General features: G+C 46.2%; 15 protein-coding genes. 8 read left to right on the forward strand and 7 right to left on the reverse strand.

What is annotated here, in order from left to right; genetic code table 11:
* Nucleotides 1–57: 57 nt before the first annotated feature.
* On the reverse strand, nucleotides 58–915 hold the full coding sequence (locus C8D85_RS04635; protein WP_133560171.1) for a DUF1853 family protein: 858 nt from the start codon (nucleotides 913–915) through the stop codon (nucleotides 58–60).
* Entirely contained in the window at nucleotides 912–1,259 is a 348-nt protein-coding gene (locus C8D85_RS04640) for a YqcC family protein (protein ID WP_244936896.1), read from the reverse strand. The genes C8D85_RS04635 and C8D85_RS04640 overlap by 4 nt, the downstream gene beginning before the upstream one ends.
* A 67-nt stretch (nucleotides 1,260–1,326) precedes the next feature.
* On the opposite strand from C8D85_RS04640, the gene C8D85_RS04645 reads away from it, so the two are divergent.
* Nucleotides 1,327–2,394, forward strand: coding sequence for a DUF3549 family protein (locus tag C8D85_RS04645; protein ID WP_133560172.1), 1,068 nt, complete (start codon nucleotides 1,327–1,329; stop codon nucleotides 2,392–2,394).
* Nucleotides 2,395–2,413: 19 nt separating this feature from the next.
* On the opposite strand, the gene C8D85_RS04650 is transcribed toward C8D85_RS04645, so the two are convergent.
* From C8D85_RS04650 to rlmKL, 3 genes are all read right to left on the reverse strand, one after another.
* The gene (locus C8D85_RS04650) at nucleotides 2,414–2,674 is read right to left on the reverse strand and encodes a formyltetrahydrofolate deformylase (RefSeq protein WP_133560173.1); all 261 of its coding nucleotides are present in this window, start codon (nucleotides 2,672–2,674) and stop codon (nucleotides 2,414–2,416) included.
* 121 nt (nucleotides 2,675–2,795) lie between these two features.
* Nucleotides 2,796–3,653 carry a formyltetrahydrofolate deformylase gene (purU, locus tag C8D85_RS04655; RefSeq protein ID WP_133560174.1) on the reverse strand — a complete coding sequence of 286 codons (858 nt, stop codon included), beginning with the start codon at nucleotides 3,651–3,653 and terminating at the stop codon, nucleotides 2,796–2,798.
* Between the two features lie 88 nt (nucleotides 3,654–3,741).
* Nucleotides 3,742–5,913, reverse strand: a complete 2,172-nt coding sequence (rlmKL, locus tag C8D85_RS04660; RefSeq protein WP_133560175.1) for a bifunctional 23S rRNA (guanine(2069)-N(7))-methyltransferase RlmK/23S rRNA (guanine(2445)-N(2))-methyltransferase RlmL — start codon at nucleotides 5,911–5,913, stop codon at nucleotides 3,742–3,744.
* 124 nt (nucleotides 5,914–6,037) lie between these two features.
* Here rlmKL and rmf point away from each other — a divergent pair, with 124 nt between their 5' ends.
* On the forward strand, nucleotides 6,038–6,247 hold the full coding sequence (rmf, locus tag C8D85_RS04665; RefSeq protein WP_133560176.1) for a ribosome modulation factor: 210 nt from the start codon (nucleotides 6,038–6,040) through the stop codon (nucleotides 6,245–6,247).
* A gap of 42 nt (nucleotides 6,248–6,289) precedes the next feature.
* On the opposite strand, the gene C8D85_RS04670 is transcribed toward rmf, so the two are convergent.
* Both C8D85_RS04670 and C8D85_RS04675 read right to left on the reverse strand, forming a co-directional pair.
* Complete coding sequence (locus tag C8D85_RS04670; protein ID WP_133560177.1) at nucleotides 6,290–7,330, reverse strand: quinone-dependent dihydroorotate dehydrogenase; 1,041 nt, start codon at nucleotides 7,328–7,330, stop codon at nucleotides 6,290–6,292.
* 34 nt (nucleotides 7,331–7,364) lie between these two features.
* Nucleotides 7,365–7,586 carry a DUF2835 domain-containing protein gene (locus tag C8D85_RS04675; protein ID WP_133560178.1) on the reverse strand — a complete coding sequence of 74 codons (222 nt, stop codon included), beginning with the start codon at nucleotides 7,584–7,586 and terminating at the stop codon, nucleotides 7,365–7,367.
* Between the two features lie 126 nt (nucleotides 7,587–7,712).
* On the opposite strand from C8D85_RS04675, the gene C8D85_RS04680 reads away from it, so the two are divergent.
* From C8D85_RS04680 to C8D85_RS04705, 6 genes are read left to right on the forward strand one after another with little or no spacing between them, the layout of a single operon-like run.
* Nucleotides 7,713–8,675, forward strand: coding sequence for an AAA family ATPase (locus C8D85_RS04680; RefSeq protein ID WP_133560179.1), 963 nt, complete (start codon nucleotides 7,713–7,715; stop codon nucleotides 8,673–8,675).
* Nucleotides 8,676–8,678: 3 nt separating this feature from the next.
* A complete protein-coding gene (locus C8D85_RS04685; protein ID WP_133560180.1) occupies nucleotides 8,679–9,572 on the forward strand; it encodes a DUF58 domain-containing protein in 894 nt (297 codons plus the stop codon).
* Nucleotides 9,572–10,039, forward strand: coding sequence for a DUF4381 domain-containing protein (locus tag C8D85_RS04690; protein WP_133560181.1), 468 nt, complete (start codon nucleotides 9,572–9,574; stop codon nucleotides 10,037–10,039). The genes C8D85_RS04685 and C8D85_RS04690 overlap by 1 nt, the downstream gene beginning before the upstream one ends.
* Entirely contained in the window at nucleotides 10,032–11,024 is a 993-nt protein-coding gene (locus C8D85_RS04695; protein ID WP_133560182.1) for a vWA domain-containing protein, read from the forward strand. Before C8D85_RS04690 ends, C8D85_RS04695 begins: the two co-directional genes overlap by 8 nt.
* Entirely contained in the window at nucleotides 11,021–12,721 is a 1,701-nt protein-coding gene (locus C8D85_RS04700; protein ID WP_133560183.1) for a VWA domain-containing protein, read from the forward strand. The genes C8D85_RS04695 and C8D85_RS04700 overlap by 4 nt, the downstream gene beginning before the upstream one ends.
* Nucleotides 12,715–14,541, forward strand: a complete 1,827-nt coding sequence (locus C8D85_RS04705) for a BatD family protein (RefSeq protein ID WP_133560184.1) — start codon at nucleotides 12,715–12,717, stop codon at nucleotides 14,539–14,541. Before C8D85_RS04700 ends, C8D85_RS04705 begins: the two co-directional genes overlap by 7 nt.
* The last annotated feature ends 7 nt before the right edge of the window (nucleotides 14,542–14,548 follow it).

Consider the following 14,548-nt stretch of genomic DNA (forward strand, 5'->3'; position numbering starts at 1 on the left):
CATCAAAAACGTGAGAGACTACTGGCAGACTTGAGCGAGGCTCATTTTCTACAATAATTACCAGTCATCAGGACAAACAAAAAGCCAAAAGGTATCAGAATTAGGCGGCCTAAAAGTACTAGAACAAGAATACAAAACAGGTCGATTATCATGAACAAAGCGCTCAGATAACTCAAGTAACAGTTCGTTATTTATTTGTTTTTTATTCGGTTTATCTATATTTGGGGTGATCCAATAAGGTTTAGAAGCCTCGCTCAGAGCGCTTAGATACGGCGCAGCCAATGTTAAATCGGAAAGCCTAAGCCAACCACCTCGCCAATGAGAATGCGCAAAAAATTCGCAAGAGGCATTCTTCATAAAATAAAAATGCCGCCCATAAACCAACAAATTAGGCACGACATGATCACCACCACTTACACATCTTAACCATTCTTTACCCTCAGATACAGTAAGAATTTTTAATTGATGTTCGCGAGCATGATTTGTTTTCTTTTGTAGGCTGTCATTTTTATTGGGCCCGATCCAAGTCCCATTAGGTTCATCATAGAAACCAAGATAAAACTTTAAAGCAATCTCAAATTGATACGTTATGCCCTCACTTTCAGCCAGCAAATCCACCTCGCCAAAGGTCTTACCACCAACATGAATCTGCTGATGCTCAGCCAAAATATTCAGGGTAGTAAAATGCCTGACCACAAATGAGAAAAGTTGCTCGAAATAAGTCCCTAGAAAATGAGACTTTGCGGACGCCATATGCTGTAGCAAAATTTGCGGGTTTGCCTGTAAATCAGCAAAAACATCAGACCAATCAGAGCGAAGGAATTGTGCTAAAGGTGTATCTAAGACAAAACTCTCACATTCTGATAGTAGCCATTCGACATCAGCAAGCAGCTGTTCCGCAGGGTGACAAATCATGACTTGGAGCTACTACTTAAGAAACGGTCCAGCGCATCCGTGATCAACACAAGTTGCTTGATATGGTTTTGCTCTAGACCACGAAAAGCCTCTTCGACCATAGGGGAAATATGACAACGACTTGGCAGTGGCTCCTGATGTTCAATCATTATTTTGAATCGTTCTATCAACACATAACGCAACCATTGCTCGAAAGTCATTGTATCAATACAGAATGGCTGCTCTGATGCAAAGGCTTCACTAGACGGTTTGTCGATTTCCCAGACATGAGCGGACTGCATCGCCATCTGCAGCTCTAAAATTAAGTCCGCTAGTTCTGAATAGTGTTGGATCGATTGAGACAACTGATTTCTCTCCTAAAAAACGGTATGATGCAGCCATTTAAGCTACTTTGGAACGGCCATACTCGCCATGCAAAACATTGAATCTCTTAGCGACCTGTTCGATGCCGTAGGTTGCAAAGCCACATTCTACGATGTTGGACGCTATATTACTAAAATCACACCGCAACAAGTTGTGCAGTTCGATAAAAAACAACAGATTTACCCCTACAGTTTTCGTAAACAAGCATGGCTTGCTTGTGTTCTCACACAGAGTTCCGGTGACAACAGCGCAACCAACCAAGTCATTTGGTTTTTACGCTTGCCACTAGATGAATCCGGTTGCCTCAACCTCGGAACTCGTGATCACTTTATCAAAACCATCGTTGACAAGATCATGCACAAGGGCACAGAACAAGGCGTTCAAGAGGCCCTGGAAGATAACCCGTATGCTTTCCAACCAGATCAAGATCGCCTTGCAAGCTTTCACGCGATACTGGCAAGAGACCTAAAACAACCCGCATCAGAATACCTAGATGCCGTTCTTACGTACTTACGTAACGCAAACGCTTCATTGGGCGATGACTGGCAGAATTTAGGGGTTCAAGGTTTAGCGGACTTGGCAGCCCGAAATGAAAAGGCTGGGTACGAGAAAGAAGTGATTAGAGCGCTCTGTTCAGCACCTGACGACGTGCGCTTTCCTCTGTGTCATGCGCTAGAGCATCATCTACCAAGCAGTGCGGTAGTAAAAGCCGTAAGCAACGAAATGACTGACTCTAGTGCGACACCAGCCAGTGCCTCTCACCTGATCAGAGCCATTGCGCGAAGCGACTTCCCTAACGATCTATTTATCCCGCTTTTCACTATGCTCGGTGATATTACGGATTGCAGCGACGAGCAATTGGAATTGATTGCCGCCTTGGTTTCAAAATGCCCCCATTGGCTAACAGCCCAAGGGCAGTTGTTACGAATTATTCTAGAGAAACTGGCTCACCGAGACGATGCACAGCTTGGCTTTAAACACATCGTTGCTGAGCTGACACAACAACCCGAGACACGCCAGGCATGTTGGAATATTCTGCGCTCACCTCACGCCAGTGCAGCACTTCAAAAAGCCGTTGCCGATTTATTTACTCCAAGCACTCAAACACTACAATGACCAAATGACGTTGCCATGTTTAATGGCGGACGTGCTTTGGCTCAACCAATGAGCGCATTTCCTTACGATGCTGTTTGAATTCTTCACTCAGCTCGTAAGTACCCTCGCGGGTATGCTTTAAGGCCCCTCGACTAACCAAAGCCTCTAAGGTTTTTGATAACACCTTCTGGCGGCGTTTTCCTTTGACAAAGAAATACTGATCGCCAACTTGTATGAGCTCGAAACCGGTTTCCAGAAACCCAACACAAAGGTTTTGGGTTGGTGTAAGTTTTAATTTCATCGCGTCACCCTCAACCAAAAGAATAGATTGACTCAGGTAACTATAGTAAAAAAATGAAATAACTGAATGTTATTGAAGGGAAAGAGTAACCAGTTTCACCCTAGTTACCCTTTTTTGCAGTTTATTGAGCAAAGACGACCGTCTTATTACCGTGAACCAAGACACGGTCCTCAATGTGGTATCGCAGGCCACGAGACAATACTAATTTCTCGATATCTTTACCAAGGCGAACCATGTCCGTTGCCGAGTGGCTATGACGAACACGGATCACATCTTGCTCAATGATCGGACCAGCATCCAGATCAGCGGTCACGTAATGACATGTTGCACCGATCAGCTTCACCCCACGCACGGCTGCCTGATGATAAGGCTTAGCACCGATAAACGATGGTAAGAAGCTGTGGTGGATATTGATCACGCGATGACGATACTTCTCACACAGGTATTCAGGGAAGATCTGCATATAACGCGCCAGCACAATGGTGTCAGCACCCGAGTCATCAATGGTCTTTTCAATAGCCTGGAAAGCCGGCATTTTGTCTTCTTTCGGGACATTAATGCAGTGGTAAGGAATGTTGTACCACTCAACCATTGATCGCAGATCTTCATGGTTGGCAATGACACCAACGATGTCACAGTGCAACTCGCCAGTGTGCCAGCGGTGTAGTAGGTCATTTAGACAGTGAGACTCTTTCGTCGCCATTAACATGACTTTAGGCTTTTCTTCACTGCTATTAATGAACCAATCCATTTCGAACTTAGCAGCAATGTCTGCGAACTCTTTACGGAAGGTCTCAATATCAACGCTCATGGATTCAGCATCGATAACATGACGCATGAAAAACCATTTCTGCTCCGCGTCAGTGTGGTGGTTAGCTTCAACAATAGAGCCATTGCGCTCATTCAGATATTGGCTAACCGCTGCGACGATACCTACGCGATCAGGACAGCTGATCACCAAACGATATGTTTTACTCATAATCTCTATTTACTTCTATGGAATCAAAATCTCAACCAAACGGTCAATTTGATTGAGATTATACTGAATTTATGGGGCAGAATTCTAACTATGATTTATGTCGCAAAATCCAACATTGGTGGATTTTTTGATTTCGCTCAAAATCAGGATCCAACGATTGACGGGTGATATTCTCCACCTCGTAGCGCTCGCTTATCTCGGCATCCAGCTCAAATCGACGGTAGTTGTTTGAGAAAATCAGCTCACCTTTTGCATGCAAGCGTGCCATTGCTAAATCGATCAAATCGACATGGTCACGCTGAATATCTAACACACCCGCCATTTTTTTAGAGTTTGAAAAAGTCGGTGGATCCATGAAAATCAGATCGAACTCACCATCAGCCTGACGCAACCATTCGAAACAATCTGCACGAACAACTTGGTGATCTCGCTCAGAAAACTCATTTAACTCCAAGTTACGACGAGCCCACTCCGTGTAAGTGTTCGACATATCTACACTTAACGTGCTCTTAGCGCCACCTTGTCCAGCGTGAACAGAACCCGAAGCGGTGTAACAGAACAAGTTCAGGAATCGAACACCGTTTGCCTTTTCTTGAATCAACTTACGTACAGGTCTGTGATCCAAGAACAGTCCGGTGTCTAGGTAATCCTTAAGGTTCACGATAAAATCACAACCGTGTTCTTCGACCACCATTTCGTGTTGCTGTTGATCGACTTTCTCATATTGCTGCTTGCCAGACTGACGTAAACGTTGCTTCACCACCACGTTTGTCTCTGGAATATTCAATGCCGAAGGAATCGCTGCTACCACGTCAAACAAGCGCTGCTGCGCCTTGGTTTCGTCTACGCTTTTAGGTGCTTGATACTCCTGAACATGAGCCCAATCGTTGTAGATATCAATCGCCACTGCGTATTCTGGCATGTCGGCATCGTAAACACGGTAACAAGCGATGTTTTCGCGCTCTACCCACTTACGCAGTTTCTTTTGGTTCTTTTGTAAACGGTTAACCACCATTTGCGCACCTGAGGACAACCCCACCTGCTCGCGACTACCCGCTTTAATATGATTGTCGCTGATTGGGAAACGGTAGGCTCGACACTCTAATCCACCGTTTAAAACGCGCGAACTTTTTTCTGGGCGAATTGGGATTTGTCGAGCAAGGTTTTCGCTGCTGGTAAGCAGCATCATTTCACCTTCCAAAGCATGCTCGATAGCCCAATCTCCAAGCTGGCGATACAAGGACACCAACGCCATTTCATCACCTAAACGCTCACCGTAAGGTGGGTTCACCATGACCAGTGTTGGCTGTTGTTGCCACTCAAATTCATGCTGCTGGAATGCAGACAAGCTAACAGTTACCACATTCGATAGCCCTGCTCGCTTGATGTTTTCGCGCGCCGCAGCAATCGCTTTTTGCTCGCGATCCGTACCTTGGAAGCTAACCGTTAAGTCTTGCGGCTGCAGTCGCTCATTCTTAGCAAAGTCATTCAACTGTTGCCACAGACGATGATCGTGCTGCTTCCAACCCTTAAACCCCCAATATTGACGGCGTAAACCTGGGGCAATGTTCAATGAAATCAAAGCGGCTTCCACCAAAAAGGTGGCCGACCCACACATTGGGTCAACCAACTGCTGGAAGCGTGTATCTTTCCCCCAACCCGCACGCATTAGCAGACCTGCCGCTAAGTTCTCTTTCAAAGGCGCCATCGCACCCTGCTGGCGGTAGCCACGACGGTGCAAGCTTTCTCCTGTCATATCCAAGCTCAACACGGCCTGATCACGCTTGATTTTTAGAGCAATACGCAAATCTGGATTCTGTTTTTCAACGCTTGGACGACGGCCAGTTTTGTTAGAGAAATAGTCGGCAATTGCATCTTTTGTTCTCACAGCACCAAATTGCGTATTACGGATCGCATGGTTGGTTCCATGGCAATCGATCGCAATGGTATTGTCTGCGTGCATATGATCAGACCAGTTAATGGCCGCGACGGCTTGGTAAAGTTCATCCGCTGAGCCGACCTTGAAGGTTGCCAATGGCATCATGATACGTGTTGCTACACGTGACCATAAACACGCAAGGTACATGCCGCGCAAATCCGTCGATAACTTAACCTGCGCTTCACCTAGTCGAGTCTCAGTCAGACCTAAGTCATGCAACTCTTTTTCAAGAATATTTTCCAAGCCAATTGGGCAGGTCAATTCAAGCGCTATGTTTTGTGTCAATGAGTCACTCGTGGTGGACTCTGGGTTATGTGTCATGTTTATTACTTTTTGATGAATTTTTAAATTTCATTAGAGCAAAGTGTTTTTAGACAAACAGTCTGCTCTCTACTATTAATTAAAGTTCACTTACGTAAAAAAGAGAACTGAGAGGAACGTATTTATGAAGAAACAAAAACGAGATCTTCATCAAAGAGCGTATGTACGCGGTTATCGAGCAGGCATGGCTGGCCGTTCGAAAGCCCTTTCAGAGCAATGTCACGCGTCCGCTCGCCCTGATTGGTTAGCAGGGTGGCGCGAAGGTCGCACAGACATGTGGGATGGTCTCACCCCGGTTGATGGCACGTATAAAGCGGCCGGTTTTTCTCAGTAACTTTCTTTTGAAAAAGGCCTGTCTCTGACAGGCCTTTTTCGTTTACTTACCTAAGCGGTTTTCTCGAATAAAGGCATCTGTTGCTGTGACAGCTTCCTGTACCAACTCAGGGCCACGGTAAATGAAGCCAGAATAGATTTGTACCAATTTCGCACCAGCTTGCAGCTTCTCAACGGCATCGGCTCCAGACAAAATGCCCCCCACTCCAATGACTGGCAATGTGTCTTTCAAGTGATCACACAATACACTCACAACATGAGTCGAAGCATCTTTGACTGGTGCACCACTTAGACCACCCGCTTCGTCGGCATGCTTATGACCCGCAACCGCCTCACGAGATAGTGTGGTATTCGTTGCGATGATCGCATCTACTTGCTGCTCGACTAAGGTGTCAGCCACCATTTTGATTTCATCGTCTGTCATGTCTGGTGCAATTTTAACGGCCAGAGGAACTTGGCGACCATTTTCTTCTGCATAGCGTTTTTTCGCTTCCACAAGAGGTGAAATCAACTCAGCAAGGCTTTCACCAAACTGCAGAGAACGAAGCCCTGGCGTATTTGGCGAACTGATGTTAGCCGTAATGTAGTCAGCATAAGGAATAACTTCCTCCAAGCATGCCAAGTAATCCGCTGCGGCATCCTCAACAGAAGTCGTTAGGTTCTTACCAATATTCACGCCTAACACACCTTTATAAGCGTGTTTACGGATACGCGCCACCATGTGCTCAACACCTTTGTTATTGAACCCCATACGGTTAATAATGGCTTCGTGTTCCGGCAAACGGAACAAGCGTGGTTTCGGATTACCTGATTGACCTTTCGGCGTCACAGTACCCACTTCTACAAAACCAAAACCCAATGCACCGAGCGCTTCAAACGCTTCAGCATTTTTGTCTAAACCCGCGGCCAAACCAACAGCATTCGGAAAATCAATTCCCATCACATTTACAGACGTTGCCGCCTGCTGTCGAGCATACAATGATGTCAAACCTAAACGGCTGGATGCTCCTAACATATCAAGAGACAGTTCATGAGACACTTCAGGGTCTAATTTAAACAGCAATGAGCGTGCTAAGTTATACATATAGTTCAGCCTTGGTTTAGTCGGTATGGGGGATTTATAGTATTTTGTTGATATTGACGAGCTTTCTATTCTCATCAAATTCAACTTCAAAGGCACCGTACACGCCTTTGTGTGTCACAAATCGCTGGAAAGACAGCAATGGCAGTTGAATCATCCGGCCGTCTCGACTTTTTGCCACCAAGTATTTAACAGATCCTTGATACATTTCCTTATACTTATGAGCGGGCAAACTTACGTCGATGGTTACTTTGGCCATATTCTACCTTAACTATGTCACCTCTTAATTAACTATCCTTAAGAAGTGGTTTTATCTTGCTTACGATGCTGGTTATTATATTGTCTTGACGGAGAATTTGACAGCAGTATAAGGGCATACCAAGGTATGGAAGCAGTAATTGAACGTCTGAGAACACAGTTAAATCATACCGTAGTGGGTCAATCAGCATTAGTTGATGATCTACTGATCGCATTAATAGCAAAAGGTCATGTGCTATTAGAGGGGCCACCTGGCATCGCGAAAACCACTGCAGCGAAATCGTTAGCCCAAGCTATTAAGGCCAGCTTCCAACGAATCCAGTTTACACCAGACCTTTTACCAGGGGATGTCACTGGATCGGATGTATACCAACAGCACAGCGGTAAGTTCGAATTCACGCCTGGCCCTATTATGCATGACATTGTCTTAGCCGATGAAATTAACCGTGCGCCGGCGAAAGTCCAGTCAGCTTTACTGGAAGCTATGGGCGAGCGCCAAGTGACCGTTGGCCAGACAACATACCCGTTATCGAAGCAGTTCTTCGTCATCGCCACTCAAAACCCTATCGAGCAAGAAGGCACCTACCCTTTACCGGAAGCGCAACTAGACCGCTTTATTATGAAGCTTTTAGTAGATTACCCTGATGCGGAAACAGAGCGACAAGTCCTTCAGTTGGTTCGCGAACAAGACAAACAGTCTGCACCTGCATCAACTTCCTCGATCAGTTTAGATGACATAAAAGATCTTCAGCAGCAGGCACTTAATGTGTACATGGCTGACGCCGTAGAGCAATACATTATTCACCTTGTGATGGCGACCCGACAGCCTACGCAATATTTTGAAGATGATGGTCAAATGGCGGCTCTCATTGACTTTGGCGTCAGTCCACGAGCGACTCTGGCTTTAGATCGTTGTGCTAGAGCTCACGCAATTCTTGGCGGTAGAGACTACGTCACTCCGGACGATGTGCGAGCCATCGTACACAATGTCTTCCGGCACCGACTGATTCCATCGTTCCAAGCCGTTGCCCAAAACCTGTCAACAGAGCAGTTGATCAATATGATCTTGGCCAAAGTACCTGTGCTGTAGCCTATGGACACTGTACTTATTCCGACTTCACCTGAACTGACAGAAAGTGATATTCAGCTGCTAAGCGGTTATGCCAAACAACTTGGAAAAGCGCGTTCTTTACCAAGAAAAGCAGTGCGAAGCGGACAAAATCTAAGCAAAAAGAAAGGTCACGGTATCGAACTACAGGAGGTTAGACCTTATGTAGCAAGCGATGAAGTTCGTCATATGGATTGGCGTGTCACCGCTCGCACAGGCACACCACATACTCGGGTTTACACAGAAGACATGGAGCATCGCACCTGTATCATCTGCAACCTATCTAAAGACGCGTACTTTGGCACGCAAACTACCTTTATTAGCTCGCGCTTAGTTCAAATTGCCGCACTGATCGGCTGGCGTCATTACCAGCTACGTAACCCTTTAGGCATGATCACAAGTGTCGGTCATGACGCAGAAGTGATTCCAACCATCACAAACTGGCAGGCTTGGTCTGAGCATCTCGCTTCGCTAACGCAGATCATTAATCGCCCATACGGCAAAGCGAGCTTTTCAATGCCAAACCAGCTTAAGCTAAAGGGCACAAACGTCCTCATTCTTAGCGATCAGCTAGAGATAGATGATATCAATCGAGCCCGATTAGCTCGTCTAGCTCAGCACAATCGCGTGCACTGGGTTTCTTTGGAAGACACTAATACCTTCTTAATTCCTGACGGTGTGTATCAATTTAACTCCCAAGATACTACGCAACAGATAAGCCAAGCCAATCGTGATATCGCACAACAGCGTTATCTTGAGCAGGAAAGTCACCACCAAAAATTACTCTCAAGCATCGGTATTACTAAGCTGACATTTAGTGTTAACGACTCTCCTGTTAGCCTAGTTAAAACACTTCTCAGTATGGGGGTTGTACATTAATGCAAGCCCCCATAGAACTACCAAATAAAGCCTATCTCCTACCCAATGCCATTCCAAACTGGCCGCCTGCCTGGTGGTTTTGGCTGGCACTTTTTGCTCTCTTTATGATCTTGGCCTTGATGGTATTTTTAGGCATTCGGCATCACCAACAACGCGCCTATCGTAGAGAAGCCATTCAGCAACTCCAAGATTGGCATGAATTGAGTGATCAAGAGCTTGCTGAGCACTGTCTATTACTGATCAGACGTTGCCTTAAAACCGAAGGACACAATACTTTAATCAGTTTACCCACAGCAAAACTACTGCCTTTTTTAGACAGTCAGATTCGTAGCCGAAAATACGCATTCCAACATTTGTCTGAAGAGCTTATTGAGCTCCCCTATCGCCCAGCTGGGCAATTAAGCGTGGAAAAGAGACAAAACCTGATCGCCACCACAAAGTTTTGGATAAGGAGGCACCGTGCTTGAGCTGCAATGGCCATGGGCCTTGGTTTTATTACCGCTGCCTATTCTGATGCGATTGTTTAGTAAACGCCAATACACAGGCCAAACAACCCATTGGCGCTTCAGTGAGCTGTATCAAAAAGATCGTTACAACCAGACAGGCACCAGTTCATTAAGTACTTGGTTGCTCCACTTAACATGGATCACCCTGACACTGGCACTTAGCCGTCCAACATGGCTTGGGGAGCCTTCTTATATCCCTCCAACTGGTCGTGATCTTATGGTTGCCTTGGATTTATCCGGCAGCATGCAAATTTCTGATATGACCCTAAATGACCAACCTGCTGACCGTTTAAACGCCGCAAAAGAAGTATTATCGCAATTCATCCAAGCTCGCCAAGGAGATCGACTGGGACTGATTGTGTTTGGCAGCAAGGCTTATCTTCAAGCGCCGCTAAGCTTTGACTTGATGACCATCGATCAGTTAGTTCAAGAAACACAAATAGGCCTCGCGGGTGAGCAAACCGCTATTGGCGATGCCATTGGGCTTGGGATCAAGCGCCTGCAGGATAAACCAGCGGATCAGAGAGTTTTGATCTTAATGACCGATGGCGCCAACACAGCGGGAAGAGTCAGCCCTCTTCAAGCAGCCAATTTTGCCGCCAAACAAGGTGTTACCATTCACACCATTGGCATTGGTGCAGAACAAATGGTCGTACAGGGATTTTTCGGACCTAAAGTCGTCAACCCTTCTAGCGACTTGGACGAACCCTTGCTAACCAATATTGCAGAACTGACGGGCGGACAATATTTCCGCGCACGAAGCACCCAAGAATTAAAAGCCGTCTATCAAATCCTTGAGCAACTTGAACCCACGCCTTCTGAAGAGGTATTCCAACGCCCCAAAACAACGCTGTTTCATTGGCTGGGGATGTTGTCGTTGATTTTATTAGGGCTCAGCATCCTAAGTAGCGGGCGCTTATCTTTGCGTGATCGGAGAGCATCATGACACTTTTTGATGTGCTCCATTTTAACCGACCTATCTGGTTGCTGCTGATCCCCATCGTTTGTTTTGGCTATTTGTTATTTAGTCTACAACCCCAGTCGTCATTGCTTAAACGCAAGGTGGCGGCTCACCTGCTTCCTTTTCTGACAGAAAGCATTCCTTCCGCTAAATACATTAATTGGCTTGGTCTTTTCGCCGTCAGCTGCTTTGTTATTGGTATTTCGGGCATTAGCTTTTCTAAAACCAACTCAGAGCTTTATGTCGCTCAGAACAAAACGGTCTTTATTGTTGATCAATCGCTCTCCATGTACGCTACAGATGTTCGTCCCAACCGCTTAACGCGAAGCAAACAAATTATCAGAGACATTTTACAAGCTGATATCGAAGGCGAGATTGCTTTGATTGCATTTGCCGGGGACGCCTACACGATCAGCCCTTTCACCCAAGACAAACAAACACTGATTCACTTCCTAGTCGCACTCGACCCCTTAATCATGCCTCTCTACGGTAGCCACTTGAAATCAGGGATAGAGCAAGCACTTGAATTAGTGAGCAATGATGCCAATAAGCCTCGACACTTTATTATTTTGACGGACGACTTAGCCAACGAGGACGAAGCTGCGCTTCAAGAGGCAAATAAACTTGGCGTTCAACTGGATGTGATCGCTGTTGGAACGCCTGAAGGTGGAACCATGCAATTGCCAGAAGGCCAAATCCTCAAACACAACGGCATAACAGCACTCGCAAAAACACCAATCACAGCCATCGAGCAGGCAACAGAGGCTGCCAATGGTCGCTTCTACCAACATACAATCGATGATACTGATCTGCAGAGCCTTCTTGATACCCAATCGACAAACTCTGCCAAACGCTCAAACCTGTCAGGACAAACATGGCAAGAGCAAGGTCATTACTTTGCCATTCCCTTAGTGCTTTGGCTATTGTGGCAATTCCGACAAGGCTGGCTGTGCCTTATGCTGCTATTTATTATGTCTAGCCCGCCTTCTAGCTACGCCTCCCCATTGGAATGGTTTAAAACACCCGATCAAAAAGGCCAGCAGGCATTTGATCAAGGCCGCTGGGATGAAGCCGCTAAGCTATTTGAGCAGCCGCTCTGGAAGGCCGCCAGTCAATATGCAAATCAGGATTATCCGCAAACTGTTGAAACATTGCAGAACGTCGCCACCACTGCCAGCGACTATTACAACCTAGGCAACGCATTGGCTTTGAGTAATGATTTAGAGGGCGCTAAAACGGCCTATGAAACGTCTCTCTCTTTGCGCTCGGACTTTCCAGAAGCAAAAGAAAACCTTGACTATATCAAACAGCAGTTGAAAAAGACGTCTCCTCAAGAGCAGTCTGATAATTCAAGTCAGCAAAGCAACAATGAGGGTCAAACACAGCAGAGCGAACAGAATGGAGCATCCAAGAACGCCGATTCAGAAACAAACAATAGCCAGCAAAAACAAGACAACTCTCAGCAAAAACAGGATAATAGTCCGGTGACGGATACCTCAAATGAAGAGCAAAATGCCCTCCTTAACGAAAGGCAAATCGAGCAACAACAAGCGCTCGACCAATGGCTCCGTCAGATTCAAGATGATCCTGGGGACCTGATAAAACGCAAACTTTGGTACTTACATCAGGAACGTCGTCACGAAAATCGCTTTAATCAAGAAGAAGGGCAACAGCCATGGTAGCCAACCTTTACATTTTGCCAAGATATATTTTCTCAATGTTATGTATGCTCTTGGCCGTGGCCTACTCTGGTCTTTCACTTGCCGATCAAGTAACCGCTGCCCTAGACAAAAATACCGTTACTGAAAACGAAGTCGTACAACTGACGATTCGCACCGACTTCGCCAATACAGGGAACGGCCCAGATTTATCCTCTCTAAAACGTGACTTTGACATTGTCAGTCAAAGCCAGAACAGTCAGTTCAGCTTCAACCTAGGCACCAATCAAGCTCTCAATTTCTGGGTAGTGACTCTAATCCCTAAAGCAGTGGGGAACTTCCAAATTCCGCCAATCAAGGTGGGAGATCAACAATCTGAGGCCCTATACATTGAAGTCAAACCAGCCAAGCAGATGACCGACAAACTTGGCAATCCGCTGGTGATGCTAAAGTTCCAAAGCAACATCACAGAACCTTATGTGCAGCAACAGGTGCTACTAACACTAGAACTCTATACCGCTGTCACATTACAAAGCGCTAATCTGTCCACTCCGAATCATCCCAACCTTTTGATGGAACGCTTGTCTGATGATCAAATGCGCTATGAGGAAATCAACGGCACATCGTATCAAGTTCTCACTCGTGAATACGTTGCCTTCCCACAGCGTAGCGGCCCACTTGAGTTAACGAATCAAAGTGTCGAAGCCATGGTTAGCACTCAACGTGGTGCACGCAAAGTAAATATCAAAAGTACGCCGATTTCATTGAATGTTTTGCCCATTCCGGCCTCTTATGGCAATAGCAATTGGCTACCCACTGATGCGGTTGCGGTTCGATCCGTCCTCTCTAATAGTGTTAGCAATCCGCGTATTGGGGATACTTTATTTTGGGAGATCGATATCACAGCACAAGGTGTCTTAGGGGAGCAGCTACCCACTCTGAGCTATCCCAGCAATAGAGCCTATAAGTTATATCCTTCTTCCCCGACATATGAAACGAATAAGGGCATTAATGGTGTCACGGGGCGCGCCTCCATGCGCATAGAGGTTGTGCCTACTCAATCAGGGCCATTAACACTGCCGGAAGTGCAAGTAACCTATTGGGACCCCATTGCTAGACAAGTAAAAACTGCGACAGCCAATGCTGCTGTAGTGGATGTTGCACCTCTGCCCAACAGCGGGACTTCTTCGGAGTCAAACTCTTCGGCACTGCCTTCTGGGCCAATAGCATCGCCACAAGATATCCCCCCACAAAGCACTTCTGTGGCACCGATCTCACTTGCTAAGGCCAAACCTAAAGCACAACCAACACCCGAAGAAAATAATGACTCACCAGCCCCCATAGAGGTAGAGGTCACCACACCTTCTGATTCACCATCATGGGCGATCATGGTTGCTGGAATACTCATGCTATTGGGTGGCACTGGTATTGTTGTCTGGATACTACTAAAACGACGAAAGTCAGGGGCGTCAGACAGCAACAGTGACGTTCCGACCCTTCAGGAGTTTGCCCCTTTGTCATCTGGTAATGAAGACGCTGCGTATGAACAACTTTTATCAGGATGTCGACGCAGCGATTTGAGCACGTTACGACTAAATTTATTAGAGTGGGCTAGACACCGCTGGGGAGACAATGCAATCCGAGGTATTGATGATATCAAACGGTTAACAGACACCCCTCACTTAACACAATTATTAATGGAAGCAGAGTTGGTCATGTATTCACCTTCAGCATCGACTCAGTGGAATGGCGATGCGCTAGCAGACGCGCTAGAAGAATACGTTACGGGCCACACCAAGCCGTCTCAAGCTAGTCAGCTTAAAACTCTGTATCCTAATTTTTAGCCTAAGG

It is taken from the genome of Marinomonas communis (assembly GCF_004363305.1).
Classification (GTDB): domain Bacteria; phylum Pseudomonadota; class Gammaproteobacteria; order Pseudomonadales; family Marinomonadaceae; genus Marinomonas; species Marinomonas communis.

Bases quoted from the DNA above. Each gene is read 5' to 3' on its own strand.
- C8D85_RS04685 (WP_133560180.1), top strand. From the start codon at position 8,679: ATGGACACTGTACTTATTCCGACTTCACCTGAACTGACAGAAAGTGAT.
- rlmKL (WP_133560175.1), bottom strand. From the start codon at position 5,913: ATGACACATAACCCAGAGTCCACCACGAGTGACTCATTGACACAAAAC.
- C8D85_RS04705 (WP_133560184.1), top strand. From the start codon at position 12,715: ATGGTAGCCAACCTTTACATTTTGCCAAGATATATTTTCTCAATGTTA.
- C8D85_RS04675 (WP_133560178.1), bottom strand. From the start codon at position 7,586: ATGGCCAAAGTAACCATCGACGTAAGTTTGCCCGCTCATAAGTATAAG.
- C8D85_RS04635 (WP_133560171.1), bottom strand. From the start codon at position 915: ATGATTTGTCACCCTGCGGAACAGCTGCTTGCTGATGTCGAATGGCTA.
- C8D85_RS04700 (WP_133560183.1), top strand. From the start codon at position 11,021: ATGACACTTTTTGATGTGCTCCATTTTAACCGACCTATCTGGTTGCTG.
- C8D85_RS04690 (WP_133560181.1), top strand. From the start codon at position 9,572: ATGCAAGCCCCCATAGAACTACCAAATAAAGCCTATCTCCTACCCAAT.
- purU (WP_133560174.1), bottom strand. From the start codon at position 3,653: ATGAGTAAAACATATCGTTTGGTGATCAGCTGTCCTGATCGCGTAGGT.
- rmf (WP_133560176.1), top strand. From the start codon at position 6,038: ATGAAGAAACAAAAACGAGATCTTCATCAAAGAGCGTATGTACGCGGT.
- C8D85_RS04680 (WP_133560179.1), top strand. From the start codon at position 7,713: ATGGAAGCAGTAATTGAACGTCTGAGAACACAGTTAAATCATACCGTA.
- C8D85_RS04670 (WP_133560177.1), bottom strand. From the start codon at position 7,330: ATGTATAACTTAGCACGCTCATTGCTGTTTAAATTAGACCCTGAAGTG.
- C8D85_RS04650 (WP_133560173.1), bottom strand. From the start codon at position 2,674: ATGAAATTAAAACTTACACCAACCCAAAACCTTTGTGTTGGGTTTCTG.
- C8D85_RS04645 (WP_133560172.1), top strand. From the start codon at position 1,327: ATGCAAAACATTGAATCTCTTAGCGACCTGTTCGATGCCGTAGGTTGC.